The sequence below is a fragment of the Aneurinibacillus thermoaerophilus genome, from assembly GCF_019603355.1.
Classification (GTDB): Bacteria; Bacillota; Bacilli; order Aneurinibacillales; family Aneurinibacillaceae; genus Aneurinibacillus; species Aneurinibacillus thermoaerophilus.
The window spans coordinates 1,867,437-1,886,079 of the sequence record NZ_CP080764.1 but is presented as its reverse complement, the minus strand read 5'-3'; the positions used below and the strand labels follow the sequence as shown (position 1 = coordinate 1,886,079).

16 protein-coding genes, 1 pseudogene and 1 CRISPR repeat array are annotated in these 18,643 nt (G+C 40.5%); of the genes and pseudogenes, 12 read left to right on the top strand and 5 right to left on the bottom strand.

Annotated elements, in window-relative coordinates; genetic code table 11:
* Positions 1 to 361 precede the first annotated feature (361 nt).
* The 4 genes and pseudogenes from K3F53_RS09825 (at position 362) to K3F53_RS09810 (ending at position 6,818) form a co-directional block, all read left to right on the top strand.
* Positions 362 to 673, top strand: a complete 312-nt coding sequence (locus K3F53_RS09825; protein WP_057897358.1) for a transposase — start codon at positions 362 to 364, stop codon at positions 671 to 673.
* Between the two features lie 41 nt (positions 674 to 714).
* A complete protein-coding gene (locus K3F53_RS09820; RefSeq protein WP_246615624.1) occupies positions 715 to 1,584 on the top strand; it encodes an IS3 family transposase in 870 nt (289 codons plus the stop codon).
* A 286-nt stretch (positions 1,585 to 1,870) separates the two neighbouring features.
* Positions 1,871 to 4,427: direct repeats of the CRISPR family, unit length 29 nt; unit sequence GTTTTATCTGAACGTAGTGGGATATAAAG.
* Between the two features lie 267 nt (positions 4,428 to 4,694).
* Positions 4,695 to 6,054 (top strand): annotated as a pseudogene (locus tag K3F53_RS09815) (transposase).
* Positions 6,055 to 6,194: 140 nt separating this feature from the next.
* Positions 6,195 to 6,818 (top strand): hypothetical protein, encoded by a 624-nt coding sequence (locus K3F53_RS09810; protein ID WP_220558917.1) that lies wholly within the window; start codon positions 6,195 to 6,197, stop codon positions 6,816 to 6,818.
* Between the two features lie 571 nt (positions 6,819 to 7,389).
* On the opposite strand, the gene K3F53_RS09805 is transcribed toward K3F53_RS09810, so the two are convergent.
* Positions 7,390 to 7,803, bottom strand: a complete 414-nt coding sequence (locus K3F53_RS09805; RefSeq protein ID WP_220558916.1) for a helix-turn-helix domain-containing protein — start codon at positions 7,801 to 7,803, stop codon at positions 7,390 to 7,392.
* 104 nt (positions 7,804 to 7,907) lie between these two features.
* Positions 7,908 to 8,219, bottom strand: coding sequence for a transposase (locus K3F53_RS09800; protein ID WP_057897358.1), 312 nt, complete (start codon positions 8,217 to 8,219; stop codon positions 7,908 to 7,910).
* Positions 8,220 to 8,302: 83 nt separating this feature from the next.
* On the opposite strand from K3F53_RS09800, the gene K3F53_RS09795 reads away from it, so the two are divergent.
* From K3F53_RS09795 to K3F53_RS09785, 3 genes are all read left to right on the top strand, one after another.
* Entirely contained in the window at positions 8,303 to 8,500 is a 198-nt protein-coding gene (locus K3F53_RS09795) for a sigma-70 family RNA polymerase sigma factor (RefSeq protein ID WP_220558915.1), read from the top strand.
* A 336-nt stretch (positions 8,501 to 8,836) separates the two neighbouring features.
* Positions 8,837 to 9,490, top strand: coding sequence for a hypothetical protein (locus K3F53_RS09790; protein WP_220558914.1), 654 nt, complete (start codon positions 8,837 to 8,839; stop codon positions 9,488 to 9,490).
* Positions 9,491 to 9,799: 309 nt separating this feature from the next.
* On the top strand, positions 9,800 to 10,291 hold the full coding sequence (locus K3F53_RS09785; protein WP_091260300.1) for a phosphatase PAP2 family protein: 492 nt from the start codon (positions 9,800 to 9,802) through the stop codon (positions 10,289 to 10,291).
* Positions 10,292 to 10,537: 246 nt separating this feature from the next.
* Here K3F53_RS09785 and K3F53_RS09780 read toward each other — a convergent pair whose 3' ends face one another.
* From K3F53_RS09780 to K3F53_RS09770, 3 genes are all read right to left on the bottom strand, one after another.
* Positions 10,538 to 12,427 carry a thioredoxin domain-containing protein gene (locus tag K3F53_RS09780; protein ID WP_220558913.1) on the bottom strand — a complete coding sequence of 630 codons (1,890 nt, stop codon included), beginning with the start codon at positions 12,425 to 12,427 and terminating at the stop codon, positions 10,538 to 10,540.
* A gap of 71 nt (positions 12,428 to 12,498) precedes the next feature.
* Positions 12,499 to 12,681: a DUF255 domain-containing protein gene (locus K3F53_RS19670; RefSeq protein WP_035502040.1), complete on the bottom strand. Its 183-nt coding sequence runs from the start codon at positions 12,679 to 12,681 to the stop codon at positions 12,499 to 12,501.
* A 230-nt stretch (positions 12,682 to 12,911) separates the two neighbouring features.
* Positions 12,912 to 14,102: an IS701 family transposase gene (locus K3F53_RS09770; protein WP_220558912.1), complete on the bottom strand. Its 1,191-nt coding sequence runs from the start codon at positions 14,100 to 14,102 to the stop codon at positions 12,912 to 12,914.
* A 346-nt stretch (positions 14,103 to 14,448) separates the two neighbouring features.
* Between K3F53_RS09770 and K3F53_RS09765 the strand changes: the two genes are divergently transcribed.
* The 5 genes from K3F53_RS09765 to K3F53_RS09745 all read left to right on the top strand — a co-directional run bounded on the left by K3F53_RS09765 (position 14,449) and on the right by K3F53_RS09745 (position 18,584).
* A complete protein-coding gene (locus K3F53_RS09765) occupies positions 14,449 to 15,555 on the top strand; it encodes a glycosyltransferase family 4 protein (RefSeq protein ID WP_057898771.1) in 1,107 nt (368 codons plus the stop codon).
* Positions 15,556 to 15,825: 270 nt separating this feature from the next.
* The gene (locus tag K3F53_RS09760; protein WP_057898772.1) at positions 15,826 to 16,536 is read left to right on the top strand and encodes a glycosyltransferase family 2 protein; all 711 of its coding nucleotides are present in this window, start codon (positions 15,826 to 15,828) and stop codon (positions 16,534 to 16,536) included.
* Between the two features lie 2 nt (positions 16,537 to 16,538).
* Positions 16,539 to 17,675, top strand: a complete 1,137-nt coding sequence (locus K3F53_RS09755; RefSeq protein ID WP_220558911.1) for a glycosyltransferase family 4 protein — start codon at positions 16,539 to 16,541, stop codon at positions 17,673 to 17,675.
* A 343-nt stretch (positions 17,676 to 18,018) separates the two neighbouring features.
* The gene (locus K3F53_RS09750) at positions 18,019 to 18,381 is read left to right on the top strand and encodes a hypothetical protein (RefSeq protein ID WP_220558910.1); all 363 of its coding nucleotides are present in this window, start codon (positions 18,019 to 18,021) and stop codon (positions 18,379 to 18,381) included.
* The gene (locus tag K3F53_RS09745) at positions 18,378 to 18,584 is read left to right on the top strand and encodes a hypothetical protein (protein WP_220558909.1); all 207 of its coding nucleotides are present in this window, start codon (positions 18,378 to 18,380) and stop codon (positions 18,582 to 18,584) included. Before K3F53_RS09750 ends, K3F53_RS09745 begins: the two co-directional genes overlap by 4 nt.
* The last annotated feature ends 59 nt before the right edge of the window (positions 18,585 to 18,643 follow it).

The following is an 18,643-nucleotide window of genomic DNA, read 5'->3' as shown; positions in this document are numbered from 1 at the left end:
AAATGCCCCCTATCTACATTCAGAATAGGAGGCATAGGTATAGGTGGACATCAAAAAGAGACTACTCCTTTTGGTTTCAACTATAGAAATCCAATCCTATTCTGAAAACTCCGATTGAAGACATCAAAAATAAGGCAGAGACATTCATCTGCTAAAAAATGCCTTCAGTTGATGGTTTTCATAAATAGGATTAGTACTTCATGTAGTTGGTTCACCCTTCCGTTCTTTTTACTTATTGTCACTTTAAAGGATCTATTGAGAATTGTCAAATTTTATGTGTAAACTCTTTAGCCCCCTAGAGAAGTTGGACACTAAGGGTGTATTTTGATTACACTTATAGTGACAGAGGGGGAAGACATCAATGACAAGAAGAAAGTATTCGATTGATTTCAAAAAACAAGTGGTGAAAGAAGCGAAAGAGACCGGTAATTTAGCAGCCGTTGCCCGCCGTTATGAGTTATCTGCTAACATGGTGGGGCGCTGGAAGCGAGAGTTCGAGAGCGGAAAACATGGAGAAATTGATTTCTCTATGGTTCCGGTCCTTGATGCCGAAGAAGTTGTGAAAGAAAACGAACAACTTAAACGGTTACTTGGCGAACAAGCATTAGAACTTGCGATTTTACGTGATTTGATAAAAAAGAAAAACCCTCACTTGCTGAAAAATTTGAAGTAGCGGAACGCTATATTCAGCAGGGCTATCCAAAACGGCTGGTCTTGCGTTTTGCCCGGATTCCACGCTCCACGTATTACTACCATCGAAAACGAAAAGGGCAGAACGTGGAACCAGTGAAAAGTGAGGGACGAGCCATACCGGGCTATTCCCTAAAGCAGGACGGCACAAAAGTGTCCGATGAACAGATCAAAGAATGGTTGATGGAAGGCATGGAAGGCGAAGCCTATGCCTATGGGTACCGTAAACTGACCGTCTTTTTACGTCGGACATACGGGCTTTGTATCAACAAGAAAAAAGTGGACCGATTATGCAAGGAGATGGGTATTCTACGGCCACAGCGCCAAAAACGGGATTCGTACTCGAAAAAGCTGGCACGAAACCGCATTATTACCGGCTCGAATCAATTGTTTGAAACGGACATTAAATACGGGTATATCGCTGGAGAAGACCGCTTCTTTTTCATCCAGTCCGTTCTGGACGTATATGACCGTTCGGTCATTGCGTATCATATGGGTCTGTCCTGTGAGGCAAAGGATGCGAGTCGTACGATACAACAGGCATTATTTAAACGGCAATTATTTGGAACAGATACGCTTCCCGTTAATGGCCCGCAGTTTACGTCTCATCATTTTACACAAGCATGTGAAACGTTTGGAATTGTTCATGAGCGTATTCCGCCACGAACACCGAATATGAATGCGCACATCGAAGCGTTTCATCGCATCCTGGAAGATGAATGTCTGGCACGTTATGAGTTTATGTCCTATGCAGAGGCGTATCAAGTTGTAACAGAGTTTATCCGCTTTTATAACGAGAGACGAATCCATTCGAGCATTTGCGATTTAGCTCCACAAGAGTTTTATGCGCTTCAAACAGAACGTAAGTTCGTAATTAGAGAAGTGCGAGTATAAGCGAGGAATTTTACGAAAAAGGATGAATAAGGTTGTTTGTGTCCAAGTAATGGGGGTTAATCCGAAACCAATACTTGTGAATTTAATTTAGAAGAGAATGGGTAGTTTGCAGTGAAGATAGTTTTTGGTAGAATAAGCACAAAGCCTTGTGTGATAAGGTTTTCGTGCTTTTTTTATAGAGTATGAAAATAGAATTGCCGGTTTACTGCAAAAAATGATTTTTGGTTGATTTGTTGGAACGTGAAAGGTTTGAGAAATAAAGGATTTTGGCTGCTTGGTTTTTAGGGTTTTATCTGAACGTAGTGGGATATAAAGAAGGTAATCACGGATGGCATCGTTAACACTATCGTCGTTTTATCTGAACGTAGTGGGATATAAAGCAATATACAATTCCAGACGAAGCAGTATACGAGTTTGCGTTTTATCTGAACGTAGTGGGATATAAAGTATTCTTGATGAACAAACATATGATGAGTACCCTAAGTTTTATCTGAACGTAGTGGGATATAAAGCAATATGACCGCTACGCAAATCATCCGCAAAATATGCACGTTTTATCTGAACGTAGTGGGATATAAAGGACAAAAACCCGAACGAATGTGTACTTGAGGTGTAGGTAAGTTTTATCTGAACGTAGTGGGATATAAAGAGTACAGACAGGTTATATTGACCAGGTGTTGTTTTAAGAGTTTTATCTGAACGTAGTGGGATATAAAGTGTGAAAGAGCAGGAACGGCAAATAGCTATTGATCTGCAGTTTTATCTGAACGTAGTGGGATATAAAGTATGCCCGCCCTGTCTGCCCTGAAACGCCCGCAAACGTGTTTTATCTGAACGTAGTGGGATATAAAGACGCCTAAACGACGATGACGCTCAACGATCTTGCGTGTGTTTTATCTGAACGTAGTGGGATATAAAGTGAAGATAAGAATAATCATGCTATTGATGCTGCTAGGTATGGTTTTATCTGAACGTAGTGGGATATAAAGAATACCTTTCTGGCTTCTGCCATTTTTTTTGCAATCTCCGTTTTATCTGAACGTAGTGGGATATAAAGAGTAGTAGGGCCGCGTCCTGTTGTCGTAAATCTAACTGTTTTATCTGAACGTAGTGGGATATAAAGCCGTCCAATTAGCGAGGTGATTAACGCATGAGTTACGAGTTTTATCTGAACGTAGTGGGATATAAAGTGATTTTGCGTCCGTATTGCTCAAGCGGTAAAACTGGTTTTATCTGAACGTAGTGGGATATAAAGTTGACGAGCGCAAACCAAACCAACCTAGAACACATGAGTTTTATCTGAACGTAGTGGGATATAAAGGGATTCTGTTCGTGGTCTTTCATATGATCCAATCGCTCCAGTTTTATCTGAACGTAGTGGGATATAAAGTTTTTAAACTTTTATTTAGGATCGCATGAATGGCGCGAAGTTTTATCTGAACGTAGTGGGATATAAAGGTTACACGAACTTTCGTTACCATTTCGTTAAATTTACGTTTTATCTGAACGTAGTGGGATATAAAGTTTCCTGAACCAGTTCCCGAACCTGCTCCTGAGCCGGTGTTTTATCTGAACGTAGTGGGATATAAAGGCAGTCAGCCCATCGTTACCATCATTTCCAGTACTGGTTTTATCTGAACGTAGTGGGATATAAAGCTTGCTATTCAAGCTGAACTGTTTGGACATAAACTTGGTTTTATCTGAACGTAGTGGGATATAAAGCAGTATGGGCTGCTATAGAGCCTCTACGCGGCCAGGAGTTTTATCTGAACGTAGTGGGATATAAAGTTACTATTACTATCTTACAGGGCGATGCCCTGACTTTTGTTTTATCTGAACGTAGTGGGATATAAAGTCGAATATGTATTTGTATTTTCAGCGGCGCTCGTGGGAGTTTTATCTGAACGTAGTGGGATATAAAGGCTATAGTGAGTTTGTTATCGGAAATTTTTAATTTGGTTTTATCTGAACGTAGTGGGATATAAAGTCTATCATTTCTGCGTTATGCGTTAATAGCATAACAGGTTTTATCTGAACGTAGTGGGATATAAAGTCTATCATTTCTGCGTTATGCGTTAATAGCATAACAGGTTTTATCTGAACGTAGTGGGATATAAAGGGAAGGAAGTCCACATTTGTGGCTTCCTTCCTTACTTACCGTTTTATCTGAACGTAGTGGGATATAAAGACGCCATTGTGACGCTGTTTTATTCGCTTCTAGTGGTTTTATCTGAACGTAGTGGGATATAAAGTCAACACTTTCTAAGTATGAGAGTGATGAACGACAAGGTTTTATCTGAACGTAGTGGGATATAAAGCGGAATCTAGTAAAGAGGAGGCGTAGCTATGAGTACGCGTTTTATCTGAACGTAGTGGGATATAAAGTTTGCTTACAGTGTGCAAGAACGGGCGGAAAAACACAGTTTTATCTGAACGTAGTGGGATATAAAGGTATTCTAGACATGCAATATGCATTTAAGTATGCGGGTTTTATCTGAACGTAGTGGGATATAAAGGGTATACGGCGTTGCTCGCAAGGATTTTCACTAGCGTTTTATCTGAACGTAGTGGGATATAAAGATATTAAAGGTTTCGGTGGAGTAGCCAGCGGTCCGGCGTTTTATCTGAACGTAGTGGGATATAAAGAAGACTTTACCTCAGCGTGCCTGGAATTCCCTTTGGGTTTTATCTGAACGTAGTGGGATATAAAGTTGGTCAGTTTGTAGATAAGGGAATGAATGCCATAGTTTTATCTGAACGTAGTGGGATATAAAGTAAAGTCACATATCTCACCTCTCTTCTTCAAATTGTACAGTTTTATCTGAACGTAGTGGGATATAAAGTGGCCCAGTACCAGCGTTGCTGTAACCAGGGGCAAAGTAAATATTTTAAACAGTAGAGTTCTGGCTTCCAGAACTTTTAACTTGGTGGATACGCTATGAAATGTTCATTGTTCGTTTATATAAGCGTACAATTTTCCCGAATGAATCAATTTCATAACTCAAAGCCCTTGAACCGTAAGGTTCAATAGACATGAAAAAAGGAGTACCTCCCTAAATCTCGAATAGAGTAGTTGCTCAAACAACTCAATGAGAAAGGTTGGACTCCTCATGTACTCTATTCGTCAAGGACATTTATTTTCCCTGCAAGACTTATTAGATTTAGAACCTACTGAGCACTACACAGCAATTTTTGAAGGCATCAATATTATGCCTCTGCTTAAAATTGTGTCTAAAAAAGTATGTGAAGGTGCGCCTCAATCGCTTAATTATCCAGCGATGATTTATTCCCTGTTTGCTCGTATTCTAGAAGGTATTGCAACCACTTCTTGTTCGTCGCTTGAAAACCGATGTTCTTTTTCGTTTGGATTGCGGATTTTCTTTTTCTGATCGAGTACCATCTGAAGCTTCTTTTTCCCGTTTGATTCGAAGAATTAAATCCTCCAATGTGCTCGATGAAATAAATCATGCCCTTGTTTTACAAGCTGTTGAAGAAGGCTTCATTGATGGTAACCACATTGCAATTGACGCTACCCATGTAGAAGCGCGAGACCAAGCTCCACAAAAAGAAGAAGTTGAAGTGCAACAACCCGTCAAAGAGCCGAAAAAACGGGGTCGTAAGAAAAAAGAAGCCTATGAAGCATGGAAAAAAGAACAAGAAGAAATCGAAAATCATCTTCCTCTTTTTGAACAGAAAATCGAAAAACAATTGGACTACACCTTCGGTGAACTCCAAAAAGAAATGCCAAACGCTCCTCGGTGGGGAATTAAGAAGAACTCCGAAAATAAAAATGTTTTCTGGTATGGCTACAAACTCCATCTAGCTGTAGAAACCAAAAGCCAGTATCTTTTAGCTCACTTGCTTTCGTCAGGAAACATGAATGATGCTAAAGCTGCTATTCCCCTGTTAAAAGGAGTGGCTGAGCGTTTTCCTTTTCTCAACATCACGAAAGTGATGGCGGATGCTGGATATGACTACAATCCGATTTATGAACAGATTTATCGCATGAAAGCGGACGGTATCATTGCTTATAATAAGCGGAATGAAGCGCCACCTATCGGTGTCGACAAGTATTTTGCACCGACATGTGTTCGTGAACACTCCTATCGGTATGACAGTTATGATGCAAAATATGAAACACTCAAGTATACAAGACCAAAGGAATGCAAAGATTGTCCGTTAGCTGACGACACGCTGTGCCAAAAGGTCATTAAAATCAAAAAGACAATAGACTTACGCCGTTATCCTTCCCCTGCACGCGGAAGTAGAGCATGGAAAAAGCTTTATAAGGAACGTACTTCTGTGGAGCGAGTCAATGCCTACTTAAAAGAATATTTTCAGCTTAATAATGTCCAATACCGTTCTGGAGAGTTGGCAAAAGTTCATGTCGATTTGCTGTGTCTATTGTTTAATGCTTCTAAATTAGCTGTAGATCGTATCAATACCAAATTAAACGATAAAGCTGCTTAGTAGGACACGACCTCCGGTCGTTAAAAAAAATTAAATACGGAAATTCTGCAGGTATTGAAGTTTTTAGAAAGCAATTATGAAATTGATTCATTTATGGTAATATCTTCTATGTGTTAAAAATATAGGAGAGGATGAAGTTTATGAAAAGAAAGATTTCATTTTTGGTCAGTTTGGTACTATTATTAGTAGTATCTCTATCCAGTTTTGCATCAGCAGCGCAAGAAGGCCCAAATCCAGTTAATCCAGAAACTATTCAAAAAATAGAAGAGGAAATGAATGCTATTTCCCCGTTTGTTAAAGAAACGGAAGAAGGGCTGTATTTTGATGAAAAAGCCGCAAGAGAAGAAGGTTTATCTGAAGAACTTATCAAAGACACAGTAAGAAGCTTTGAGATTATTAATGAACAATCTAAATTGGTTCATCAAAAAATGAATAAAGATAGTATGGCTATTCAAAGTAATTGCCAGGGGAAAAATTCTATTGAGGACACTTGGTATGGGTACATAGTTTATTTAGATAGTTGTAATGCAACCCTGCTGTCTAATTACCTATGGGGCGGAGTGTCAGCTTCTGCATTAGGAACTTTCTTAAAGTCTAAACTTGGTCCAATTTCTGCTAAAGCAGTTTCTGTGGTTGTAGGTGCGATTATGGGAATTGGAGCTGCAGCTATTGGTGCTGCTAACTCATGGGGAACGGGTGTAGGAATACGTTGTGCAGAATCATATATTTCACCTGATATTCCATTCTTCGTTTGGCCTCAGTAGCTAAAAAGGAGGGATTATAATTCGCCTTTTTAAACCAATTCTTTTGGCTATAAGCATAGGTGCTGCCCTTCTGACAATAGGGCTTTCAATTTATGAAATGTTTAGTGATCATCCTCGTTCAATTAGTTTTGTAGCAATGTCGAGCATATTACTAATATTTTTATGTGCTTACCTTTATAGAAGAAAGTGATTTTATCAAAATTGAATATACTATAAGGGCACTCTTTTTAAGGAGTGCCTTATTTTATATTAAAATTCAATTTTCTATATAGCTGTACATATCCGTTAACTCTTTTGAATCAAGATACTTTTGTTCGATGAGATGATTCCCTCTGTAGCATCTAAACTATTTTTTTAATACGTAGTCAATTTGCCTTACCTTATCAAGTTCTGGTGAAATGCCATCTTTCCTTACTACTTTGCCCCTGGTTACAGCAACGCTGGTACTGGGCCTCCTTACGTGAAATAACAATGGACATAATCAGGTTCCTTTCCAGATAAAATAGATTATAAAAACGGATAGGTGATTGTAAATGCCACGAATTGAATTTGACGTTTCAGATGAGACGTACTAGGAACTTGTCCAACTTGGTATTATCTCATCCCATTTTGCAAAAGAAAGACCTTTTTCTCCGATTGAGTTATGTAAAGGTGCTGTGCTGCAATACTTATCCCGTTCAAACAATTGATTCGAGCCGGTAATAATGCGGTTTCGTGCCAGCTTTTTCGAGTACGAATCCCGTTTTTGGCGCTGTGGCCGTAGAATATCCATCTCCTTGCATAATCGGTACACTTTTTTCTTGTTGATACAAAGCCCGTATGTCCGACGTAAAAAGACGGTCAGTTTACGGTACCCATAGGCATAGGCTTCGCCTTCCATGCCTTCCATCAACCATTCTTTGATCTGTTCATCGGACACTTTTGTGCCGTCCTGCTTTAGGGAATAGCCCGGTATGGCTCGTCCCTCACTTTTCACTGGTTCCACGTTCTGCCCTTTTCGTTTTCGATGGTAGTAATACGTGGAGCGTGGAATCCGGGCAAAACGCAAGACTAGCCGTTTTGGATAGCCCTGCTGAATATAGCGTTCCGCTACTTCAAGTTTTTCAGCAAGTGAGGGTTTTTCTTTTTTATCAAATCACGTAAAATCGCAAGTTCTAATGCTTGTTCGCCAAGTAACCGTTTAAGTTGTTCGTTTTCTTTCACAACTTCTTCGGCATCAAGGACCGGAACCATAGAGAAATCAATTTCTCCATGTTTTCCGCTCTCGAACTCTCGCTTCCAGCGCCCCACCATGTTAGCAGATAACTCATAACGGCGGGCAACGGCTGCTAAATTACCGGTCTCTTTCGCTTCTTTCACCACTTGTTTTTTGAAATCAATCGAATACTTTCTTCTTGTCATTGATGTCTTCCCCCTCTGTCACTATAAGTGTAATCAAAATACACCCTTAGTGTCCAACTTCTCTAGGGGGCTAAAGAGATACCATGGAGCATAAACAGCTGCAGCTAAGCATTGAAGAGGCCCTGCAAAAACTTTCTCCCGAACAAAAGATGGTTATTATCCTAAGGGATATACAAGGCTTGACATATGATGAGATAGCTGATATCTTACAAGTCCCTGTTGGAACAATTAAATCTCGTCTTCATACGGCTCGTCTCGCTTTGAGACTGGTAGTGCTGTAACTTTACTTTTGCTTTTTATGGTAAGCCTATCGCCTTTGGCTACGCTTAGCATTGGCCTTTTTTCTTCGTTAGTTACGATTATGGTGAGCGTACTTCAAGTTGTTCCTGTATTCGCGGCCTCGCTTCCTTCCCTTTTCATTGGGATAGCAGGGGCTACGGTTTTTCTTTTGTTCTTATTAATCTGGTCATTGCGTCGGTTCCTTCTTATGAAGATACCAGGATAAGGAAGTGATAGTCTTGCTAAAAATAAACCAACGATTTTTGTTATGTTTCATCGTCAGTTTCCTATTTTCCTTTTCAAGCACAACGGTTTTTGCTGCGAACGAAGATGTGTTTATGCATCAAAGTACCGTTATTCCTGATAAACAATCGGTTGAAAATGTGATTGTTATCGGTGGAGATGCAACGATTTATGGAACGGTGCGTGAGGCTATTGTTATTTTTAATGGTGATCTTACCGTTAAGAAATCAGCGAAAATTGAAGGCATTATTTTGGTAATCGGAGGGAGCATTCACCAGGAACCGGGAGCCCATGTAACGGATAATGTTCTGAGTTTGGCATTCGATAATGCGACAAAAAATAGTCTGTTCATTGCTAGCATTACTCTTCTCGGTATCTGGCTGGTGAGAATAGCGTGCAGTCTCCTTCTTTTTATTTTGTCGCCTCTTACGGTGTACCTATTGAAACATCGAATAGATCCATTCGTTGCTTACGTATATCGTTCACCGATCCAACTGCTTACCATTGGATTTATTGGCAGCCTGTTGGTTATTGCTCTCAGTATTTTACTGTCCATCACCATGATCGGGATTCCATTTGTTATTTTTCTGCTACTTCTTGTGCTGCTGTTCTTCATCGTAGGACTGGCTGCCGTCAGCATAAGAATGGGAGAATGGTTGCCGAAAAGTACCGAAAGACCCGCCACAATAAAAGCAGCAACAGGAGCTGGACTCGTCATTGCAGGTATCAACCTCCCTTTATTTGGTTGAATTCTACTTATATGTCAGATTTGGATTTCATTGGGAATTATGACAGTATGGATTTGGGAAAAGATAAGTAAGAAAAAACAAATGGCCTCGTGATAATAAAAAGGGGGAAATGAAATCTTATAGGCGAGGAGGAATGCTTATTCTAGGAACAACGATTCTATTTCTTGGACTGGTCATTTTTATGGTTGATTTAATTCAGGATTATCTAAACAACGAATTTGAAGAATGTAATACCATTATTGTGGCACTGATCCCTTTACTCTTTGACTCCGATTGGAATGGAATCAAAATAGTAAAGCGGGATTACGAATGTTTCTAACAGATAAAATCAAAAGCTATTTCCGGTCTCCGCTTCAAAAGTTTGGCGCACATTTACTTTGGGGAATTGTAGCCGCCATCCTTTTTCTAGGCTTATTTGCAAAATTGGTGGAAGAATTTTCATCTCAAGAGGTAACAACCTTCCATAGAGTGGTCACCGATTTTATTCAAAATTTTTTCAGCGAAATAGTTGCCAAGGTGGCTATCTTTATTACGCACATCGGTTCAGGCGTTACACTCATATGTGTTATACTCTTGGTAGGAAGTTATCTGTTGTTTCGTTTGCACCACGTTTGGGAAACTGTTATTCTTGCTACCAGTTTGTTGGAGGGTTCCTTGCTGAATGGTATACTAAAATTAATCTTCCGACGTACCCGTGCAGATATCAAACATTTGGTAAAAGTGGGGGGTACAGCTTTCCAAGCGGACATGGCATGGTATCAGCTACATTTTATGGAATGCCCGGTTATTTGCTATGGCTAAATCTGCGTGAGCATTCTAGACTTATGCTATCCCGGTGTGTTGTTGTATTTACCTTTGCTTTAATTGCAGCGATTGGAATGTGAATCCATCGGTTGTTGTACCAACTTTCAATGTATTGGAAGATGCGTAGCTTTGATGTTTGGCACTTTATGATATGATATTATGTTAATAAAATAGACACAAAAAAGTGGAGAAGCGTCCGGAAAGAACTTTCTCCACTTTTTATTTTTACTTTAGAACATACATTTATTTCAATTGGCGTTTCAATTCTTCAAGGCTTGTCACAGGCTTCTGGCATGCAAAGTTTTCACAAATGTAGACTGTCGCCTTTCCATCCTGTGTCGTTTTATCCGTCAACACAGGCGCAAGCAGGAGTAATTTTTCCCGCGTCTCATCTGTGATAACTGATACTACCGCATTCGGCATAAAACGAGTCTGAACTTCCTGAACGATTTCCTGTGCGGCTTCCCGGTTCGGTGCAGCAATAATGATTTCTTTCACCGGACCAAACAAAAACTGCGCCGCCATCATAAAATGCGCGTGTGCCTGTGGATACAGGGCTACCTCTCCCGCAAATACAGCGATTTGCTCATCCGCTAAGCGGGCAATGTCTTCTTTACCAGTAAGACGAGCGAGCCGCAACAAGTTCAGCGCTGCCACAGAGTTCCCCGAAGGTATGGCTCCGTCATACAATTCTTTTGGTCGAAACAACAACGCTTCGCCGTCACTGCCGTAAAAATAAAAGCCACCCTCTTCATTGTCCCAGAAGAGCGCAACCTGCTTTCCCTGAAGCTCAAGCGCGTATGACAAATAATCCGTATTAAAAGTGGCTTCATACAGTTCAAGCAGCCCCCAGATCAGAAACGCATAATCGTCCAAATAACCGAGAAACGCCGCCTCTTCGTCCCGATACCGCGCAAGAAGACGCCCATCTTCCCGTTGCAGTCGATTCTGAATAAAACGGAGCGCCCGTTCAGCTGCCGCCACGTATATCGTGTCACCTAGCACTACTGTCCCGCGTGCCAGCGCCGCAATCATCAGACCGTTCCATGCGGTCAAAATTTTATCGTCTTTGTGCGGATGCACGCGCGTTTCCCGTGCCGTGAATAATTTCTCCCGGCACTTCTCGATGAACGGCTTCAGTTCGTCCAGTTCCATTCCTTCTTCCCGTGCCGCCTGATCCAGCGACTTGCGAACAAGGTTAGGAATACTTGTGTTGTGTTCAAAATTGCCATGCTCCGTAATATCGTAAATCCGACAGAAACGCGTGCCGTCTTCTTCTCCAAGAATTTGGCGAATTTCTTCTGGACGCCAGACATAGAACTTGCCCTCTTCGCCCTCGGAATCGGCGTCTTCCGCCGAATAAAATCCGCCTTCCGGGTGCGTCATATCACGCAACACATATGTGAAAATTTGACGCGCTGTTTCTGCGTACTCTTCTTTTTTCGTTGCTTGGTAGGCATCAAGATAAATGAGTGCGAGCAAGGCGTTGTCATACAACATCTTTTCAAAGTGCGGAACAAGCCATTCCCGGTCAACCGAATAGCGCGCAAATCCGAAGCCGATATGATCGTAGATGCCGCCGCGGCGCATAGCATCAAGCGTTTTTTCAACCATGGCAAGCGCGCGTTCTTCCCCTGTCAGTTTCCAGTGTCTCAGCAGAAAGGCTAAGTTATGTGGCGAAGGGAACTTAGGTGCCGACCCGAACCCGCCGTATTCACCGTCAAACGTGCTTACATATTGGCTGTACGCTTCTTGCAGCGTCTGTTCGGTAAGTTCGCCGTTTCCTTTTGTTTTTATACGATGTTCCTGAATAGCCTGCGTGATCTGTTTACCGGTACGGACAACGCGATCCCGGTCTTCAAGCCACTTGCTATGAATTTGATTTAAAATATCGACAAGCCCCGGGCGGCCGTATTTGCTCTGTTTCGGAAAATAGGTGCCGGCAAAAAAAGGTTCTTTGTCAGGCGTCATGATGATGGTGAGCGGCCAGCCGCCATGCCCGGTCATGGCCTGGCAAACGGTCATGTAGATCTGGTCGACGTCCGGACGTTCTTCCCGGTCAACTTTGATCGAGACATAGTGTTCGTTCAGGATTGCCGCGACTTCTTCGTCTTCGAAGCTTTCTCGCTCCATGACATGACACCAGTGACATGTACTAAGTTAAACCTCTTTTCGTTTATTTCATAGTTAGCCCCATTACAGGGCTAGCTATAGCCAATGGACAAAAAGACAGGCTTACCTTCCCTTTTCGCTTTTTGAAACGCTTCTGGTGACCATTCCAACCAATTCACAGGATTTGTTTCATGTTGCTTCAAATAAGGACTTTTAGACATCACTAACCAGTTGTATTTTTCGTTATAACGTTCACGTTCGAGATATTCCTTCATCATGTAACACTTCCTTTTATCAAATAATAGAACACTTCTTCCATCTTTGCTTGAACGGTTGTCCACAAGACCGTATAAAAATATTTGCTTGGAAGATATGTTCATGTATATTTTACCAATTAACTTCACGAAAATGCAGCCAAAAACAAACTTAAATAAACTAAATTATACACTAGACTTGCCCAAAATTTGATACAAAATTTACCATGTAGAAAGAACCGAAGGTTCTTCTAGGCAGCTTGTAACTGATTTTTTATCAAATCCAGCTGCGTTCCTGCCTTTGCTTCATAGTAAACAAATTCGCTCCAACTCTCTGTCTTTTTGTTTTGCCAACTTCGTAGTCCTGTTAAGATATCAACGTGTCCTGTTACACTGCAGAACATGGCTGTAAAAGAAAGCAATGTCCAAAACCGCTTAATTGCAACGGTACTATGTATTTGATAACCGTTAAAGGAAAAGTTGCTTTTCATGGTACGAAAATAAGTCTCAATCGCCCAACGTTTACTGTAGTACGTTAGAATTTGCTCATTAGATAAGGAAACGTCTGTACTTAAGAATGCCCGCATAGTTTGGAGAGTCATTGGCTGGGTCGCATCCCAACACAGTAGTACCACAGCATTTTCAATGAAATTTAGCTTGCCTTCATAACGATAGACGTGATAAGAAGCGTGACCGACGGTCACAAGGTCGGTATCTTCTTTATGGATGTGCGAGGCAAATTCCTTTATTGACTGCCGAATACCATATGGATAAATAATACGATTGGTTTTTATACCGCTAATGACGTGAAATCCAGATAAAGCGCAGGTTTCGAGTACAGATTGAGCAGGATACCATGTATCCATAAGAACATAAGTAGAAAAAGAACTTTTTGGCACCATAGAAAGCAGTTCACATGCAATATCAATTTTGCTGTTTTGCTCTGATTCGTATCGGCTAAACGCATAAGGGAATGCTTTTTCACCACATCGAATGAATTCCTGAACTACTGCATGCCCCCATACTGACTTACCTTCGGTATGGGAATAGTGAAAATCTGTTCCTTGCATAGGGGACAATGCCTGTGACGAGGGCTTTGTCTTTCTACAGACCGTATCATCGATAATAACGAAAATCGGCTCTTGTGTATGTTTCGCTTCCCTCTTGATGCTCTCCCATGATTGTTGCTGAATTATACGCATCAAATGCTGCTCATTCCACTTCCCATGAGTAAGAAAATGGCTCAGTGTCCGTCGGTCTTGTGAATGGCAGCTTTCACGATGGATATCGGTTAACGTTCCAGAAAAACCTCTGGTCATCACACCATCGAGAAAATGAACCATATGGTTCATTACCGGCTTAGAAAAATAAAGTGGGAAACGCCAGGTACGTAAAATATTGTTGATTTCCTGTTGATGTGCTACCCTATACGTAAGAGGCATATAGTCTTCTCCTTTGCGTAAAAGTGGTTGGTGGTACTTCTATTTTTACACAGGGTGAAGAGATATGTCTCTTTTCTATTCAATTGTAAATTTGTGTAAGTGTTTTTGGGCAACTACAGTAATATAATTTTTTGTACAAATGAACAAGTGGTGTAGCATATAAAGATTTTGTATACGAGTTTTTCTTTCAGTGTTTTTAGTTAGTCTCTGGCTCATCTACTCCTTGCAGAGTATGATATTCGTAATCTTTAATTTTTCAAAATAATAAAAGAGAATTTAGGCAGATACTATTTAGTCTTTTCTATTTTATTGCATAACATTAATATTAAAAAGGGGGGAGCGAGAGTTGGACATTTTAATAGTGGCCCCTCCAATGCTTTCTGTTTCAGAAACTACTGGAGGTTCAGTTGAAATCAGTATATATCAAACTGCTAAGCGACTCGCATTACAAAATAATGTTACTATTATTAGTCGGAAATCAAACAGCCTTCCCCGTATTTCTAAAAGTGGAAACCTAACTATTGTCCGAGTTCCAGGTGGAAAAGGTTATGTACGTAATGTCATACACTATATAAAATCTCATAAATTTGACTGTATTCAGGTTGATAACCGTCCCCGCTTTATTCCGATTCTGCGTCGTCACTTTCCTAATATTCCACTTGTTCTTGTGCTACATTCCTTAACTTTTATGAACTTCTTAACGATAAAAGAAAAACATGATGTTATTCGTAAATCAACTGCAATTATATGTAATAGTCAATTTCTTCGAAATTACTACGCGAGTAAATTTCCACATTATGAAAATAAAATTACTGCAATTCACCTAGGAACAGACTTGTCCCGTTTTAGGAAGCCTACTCCTGAAGAAAAAAGTGATATGTACGCTCGCTATGCTCTCCCGTCTTCTTTTATTATTTTATACGCTGGGCGAATTATTCCAGGAAAAGGTGTGCATATCCTTATTAAAGCCGCTAGTCTTGTCAAAAAAACGATTCCTTCCGTTCGTCTTGTTTTAGTAGGTCCATATCTAAAAGGTTATAAAGCAAGGCTTATGCGTGAAGCAAAACGAAGAAAGGTCCCTGTATTATTTACAGGGAGTGTGAAACCCTCTGTTATGTATAAAATGTATTGGTTAGGGGATTGTTTTGTTTTTCCAACTCAATTCCACGAAGCGTTCGGACTGGTTAGTGTAGAAGCTATGGCTAGTGAACTACCTGTAATTGCATCAAGACGTGGTGGGGTTGTAGAAATTATCAATGGACAGAACGGTATACTTATTCTTGATTATAAAAATCCTGTAGCTTTTGCTAAAGAAATAAATAAGATTTTCAATGAACCTGCGTATGCAAAAAAATTAGCTGAAGTAGGAAGAAAAACGGTACTTTCCCATTTTAGCTGGGAACGTGTTGCAGCTGATTATCAGCAATTCTATACAAAAATTTTACAAAAGTAACTCTTTCATAAAACATAATTAGAATGATGAAGACTCGTTTTGAATTCTAACATACTTGAGCTTGTTGCAAAATTAGCATAATTTTCTCTTTCAAATTAGAAAAAACACACTCAATCAAGCAAGCAAAGAGTGATAGAGTTTTATTTTAAGTGATAGAGAAAAAAGTATATTTTTAATAAATAGGTACAAGCTCATACACTCAATTCTTTGCCACATAATTTGTACTAAGCGATAGAAATCCTACTATAACAACATGAGGAGGAAGAAAGGATGTCATTTCAAAGAGTTCCGGGACGTGTAAGCATTATTGTTACGGCTTATAATCGAGCGCGCTATATTAGAAAATGTTTGGATAGTTTGCGCAAACAAAGCTATAACAATATTGAAATTATCATCGTTAATGATGCTTCAACAGATAGAACTTCCCAGGTCATTGAGGCATGGAGAAAATCATCAGGTGTAGCACTTTCGCGCAAGCGTCGTGTTCTAGAAGTTAAGATGCCGCGAAATATTGGGTTTCCTGGGGCTGTAACGACGGGATTATTTATGGCAAGAGGGGAATTTATCGCCATTCAGGATTCCGATGATTTATCCCATCCGAAACGCTTGGAAAAACAAGTACAGTTCCTTCGTAGTCATCCCGAAGTGGGCTTGGTTGGAACAAACTACGCCTCCTTTACAAATGGCGCATTCAATAAACAGGAACAAGCTAACTGGATTAAATATGGTAATGATATCAGGGAAACATATGCCGCAGGTGGACATTGTGTGTGCCATGGAACGATTATGTTTCGAGGTTCGATATTTGACCAAATAGGTGGCCTGACAAGGAGAATGGAGGGGGCAGAGGACTACGAGTTTATTGTCAAGTTTCTTAATAACGGTATACCTATTAACAATATTCCTGAAGTTCTCTACTACTATCGTGCCCATTCGCTACAGCGTTCAAGAAAATACTTCGGTAAAGAAGAGGATAAATGACAATGACGCTACAAAACGAACGTGTTTTAATCATTATGGACGGATTATATATTGGTGGTACAGAGACACACGTTTTAGCCATAGCCAAAGAAATGATAAAACAGGGGGTACATGTTGTTATCGTTGGGAAAACAGGGCCTCTACATCGCTCTTTTTTGTCCCTTGGTTGTCCTATTTATCCAATTGAGTGCAAAGTAGAAGGAAGCGTTTCTTCTGATATATGGGAAGAAACGAAGAATATACTAAGGGAAATTATGAAGTGGGAGAAAATCACCGTTGTACATGGTCATCAAACAACTTCAGCACGATTTGCTTTTCCTGTCGCCAGAGAACTAGGCATTCCTTTCGTGTTTACAGTACATGGTACGTATGAAAGCTTAGAAAATCTACCTGATATTGCGGAAAATGGTGGTACTATCATCAGTGTGAGTCAACCGATACAACATTGGCTCATGCAACAAAATATTTCTTCTACTTTAATTCCTAACGGAATCAATCTAAAACAATACCGACCCTTACAAAAAACGAATCTTCTTAAAAAAATGAGGATTCCCTTACATGCCCCGGTTGTTCTGTACGCAGCTCGATTAAGTTGGGAAAAGGCAAAAATATGTAAACAGGTTATTCAAGCCTGCTGTTATTTACGCAAAAGATATTTTCCCTCTTTGCATTTGATTATTGCTGGGAAGGGCTTTCATGATGGTGAGATTAAAAAAATGATAGAAAAAGTTCAAGGTAAATCTAAATACAAATTTATTCATTTTTTAGGTGAATATACCATGATGAGTTCTTTATATTCAATCAGTAACTGTGTCGTTGGCACAGGACGTGTCGCCCTGGAGGCGATGGCATGTTCTCGTCTGGTCGTTTCTGCAGGACGGCATGGTTTTTTTGGTACTCTATATCCTAACAACCTTCAGCAAGCCTGGTATTACTACTTTGGTGATCATAATTCTATTCAGCCATGCACGAGTTCTCTCCTCGCAAAAAATATAAAAACGGTTCTTTCTACTTCAAAGAGACAAAGATTGATTTGGGGACGACAAAACCGCCTTTTTATTAAGGAAAATTTTGGGATCGAGCAAGTTACAAAAACATTATTGAACACCTATGCTTCCCTTATTCCGCCCTCTCCATAAGTTCCTATTAAACTACGAACAAGTACTTAAACTGTTGAGGGTACTATTCAATTGCTTAAAAAAGCAGGGTATACAATGGCTTTTACCACTCGTCCCGGCAAAGTTCAACCAGGCACTCCGCCTTTTGAAATTCCGCGCTACGGAATTCTTTCAACCACTACAATACAGCAATTTAAAAACATGGTGGGGATTAGGTAACTGACACACAAAAAATGGAGGGGTATGGGTTCTCCATTTTTTGTGTGTTTTCTTTTAGGTTTTGATGGACTAGATCAGAAATTGTAACAAATTTGTATTCTTGTTTAGAAAGGATATTTAATATTTTATCCAAAGCTTTTACAGTTTGTGTTCGATCGCGCTTCAGCTTCAGGAGAAGCAGTTTGCGCTCTTCTGGGACAATGAAGAGGGTGGCTTTTATTTCTACGGCAGTGACGGCGAACAATTGCTGGTTCGACCGAAAGAATTATATGATGGAGCGATGCCGTCCGGCAACTCGGTAACAGCGATGAATCTGCTTAGATTGGCACGCCTGACGGGAAAAAACGATATTATGCGTCTTTCCAGCGAACAAATCTCGGCGTTTGCTGGGGAGATTTCTCTTTATCCACAGGCACATGCCCATTTCATGATGGCGATTCAGTTCCTGTTTGGACCAACCAAGGAATTATTATTGCGGCGCCGGATAAAAAGGTGGCAGAGGAGATGATTCAGGAAATTCGAGCGCACTTCATACCGAACAGCGTCGTATCGGTTGTGACGGATGAAACACGTGAGAAATTGCTGCTGCTTGCCCCGCTGCTCACCGATAAAACCGCTCGAAAGGGCAAAGCGACTGTGTACGTGTGTGAAAATTTTGCGTGCCAGGCCCCGGTTACGGATGTACAAATGGTCAGAGAACGACTACACTGACAGGCCTGTTTAACTGAACAGCCAAGAAGTCTCCTCTTCAAGCGATAGCTAAGTGGTGG

Bases quoted from the DNA above. Each gene is read 5' to 3' on its own strand.
- K3F53_RS09770 (WP_220558912.1), bottom strand. From the start codon at position 14,102: ATGCCTCTTACGTATAGGGTAGCACATCAACAGGAAATCAACAATATT.
- K3F53_RS09785 (WP_091260300.1), top strand. From the start codon at position 9,800: ATGTTTCTAACAGATAAAATCAAAAGCTATTTCCGGTCTCCGCTTCAA.
- K3F53_RS09825 (WP_057897358.1), top strand. From the start codon at position 362: ATGACAAGAAGAAAGTATTCGATTGATTTCAAAAAACAAGTGGTGAAA.
- K3F53_RS09790 (WP_220558914.1), top strand. From the start codon at position 8,837: ATGCATCAAAGTACCGTTATTCCTGATAAACAATCGGTTGAAAATGTG.
- K3F53_RS09760 (WP_057898772.1), top strand. From the start codon at position 15,826: ATGTCATTTCAAAGAGTTCCGGGACGTGTAAGCATTATTGTTACGGCT.
- K3F53_RS09745 (WP_220558909.1), top strand. From the start codon at position 18,378: ATGATTCAGGAAATTCGAGCGCACTTCATACCGAACAGCGTCGTATCG.
- K3F53_RS09800 (WP_057897358.1), bottom strand. From the start codon at position 8,219: ATGACAAGAAGAAAGTATTCGATTGATTTCAAAAAACAAGTGGTGAAA.
- K3F53_RS09795 (WP_220558915.1), top strand. From the start codon at position 8,303: ATGGAGCATAAACAGCTGCAGCTAAGCATTGAAGAGGCCCTGCAAAAA.
- K3F53_RS09755 (WP_220558911.1), top strand. From the start codon at position 16,539: ATGACGCTACAAAACGAACGTGTTTTAATCATTATGGACGGATTATAT.
- K3F53_RS09810 (WP_220558917.1), top strand. From the start codon at position 6,195: ATGAAAAGAAAGATTTCATTTTTGGTCAGTTTGGTACTATTATTAGTA.
- K3F53_RS19670 (WP_035502040.1), bottom strand. From the start codon at position 12,681: ATGAAGGAATATCTCGAACGTGAACGTTATAACGAAAAATACAACTGG.
- K3F53_RS09780 (WP_220558913.1), bottom strand. From the start codon at position 12,427: ATGGAGCGAGAAAGCTTCGAAGACGAAGAAGTCGCGGCAATCCTGAAC.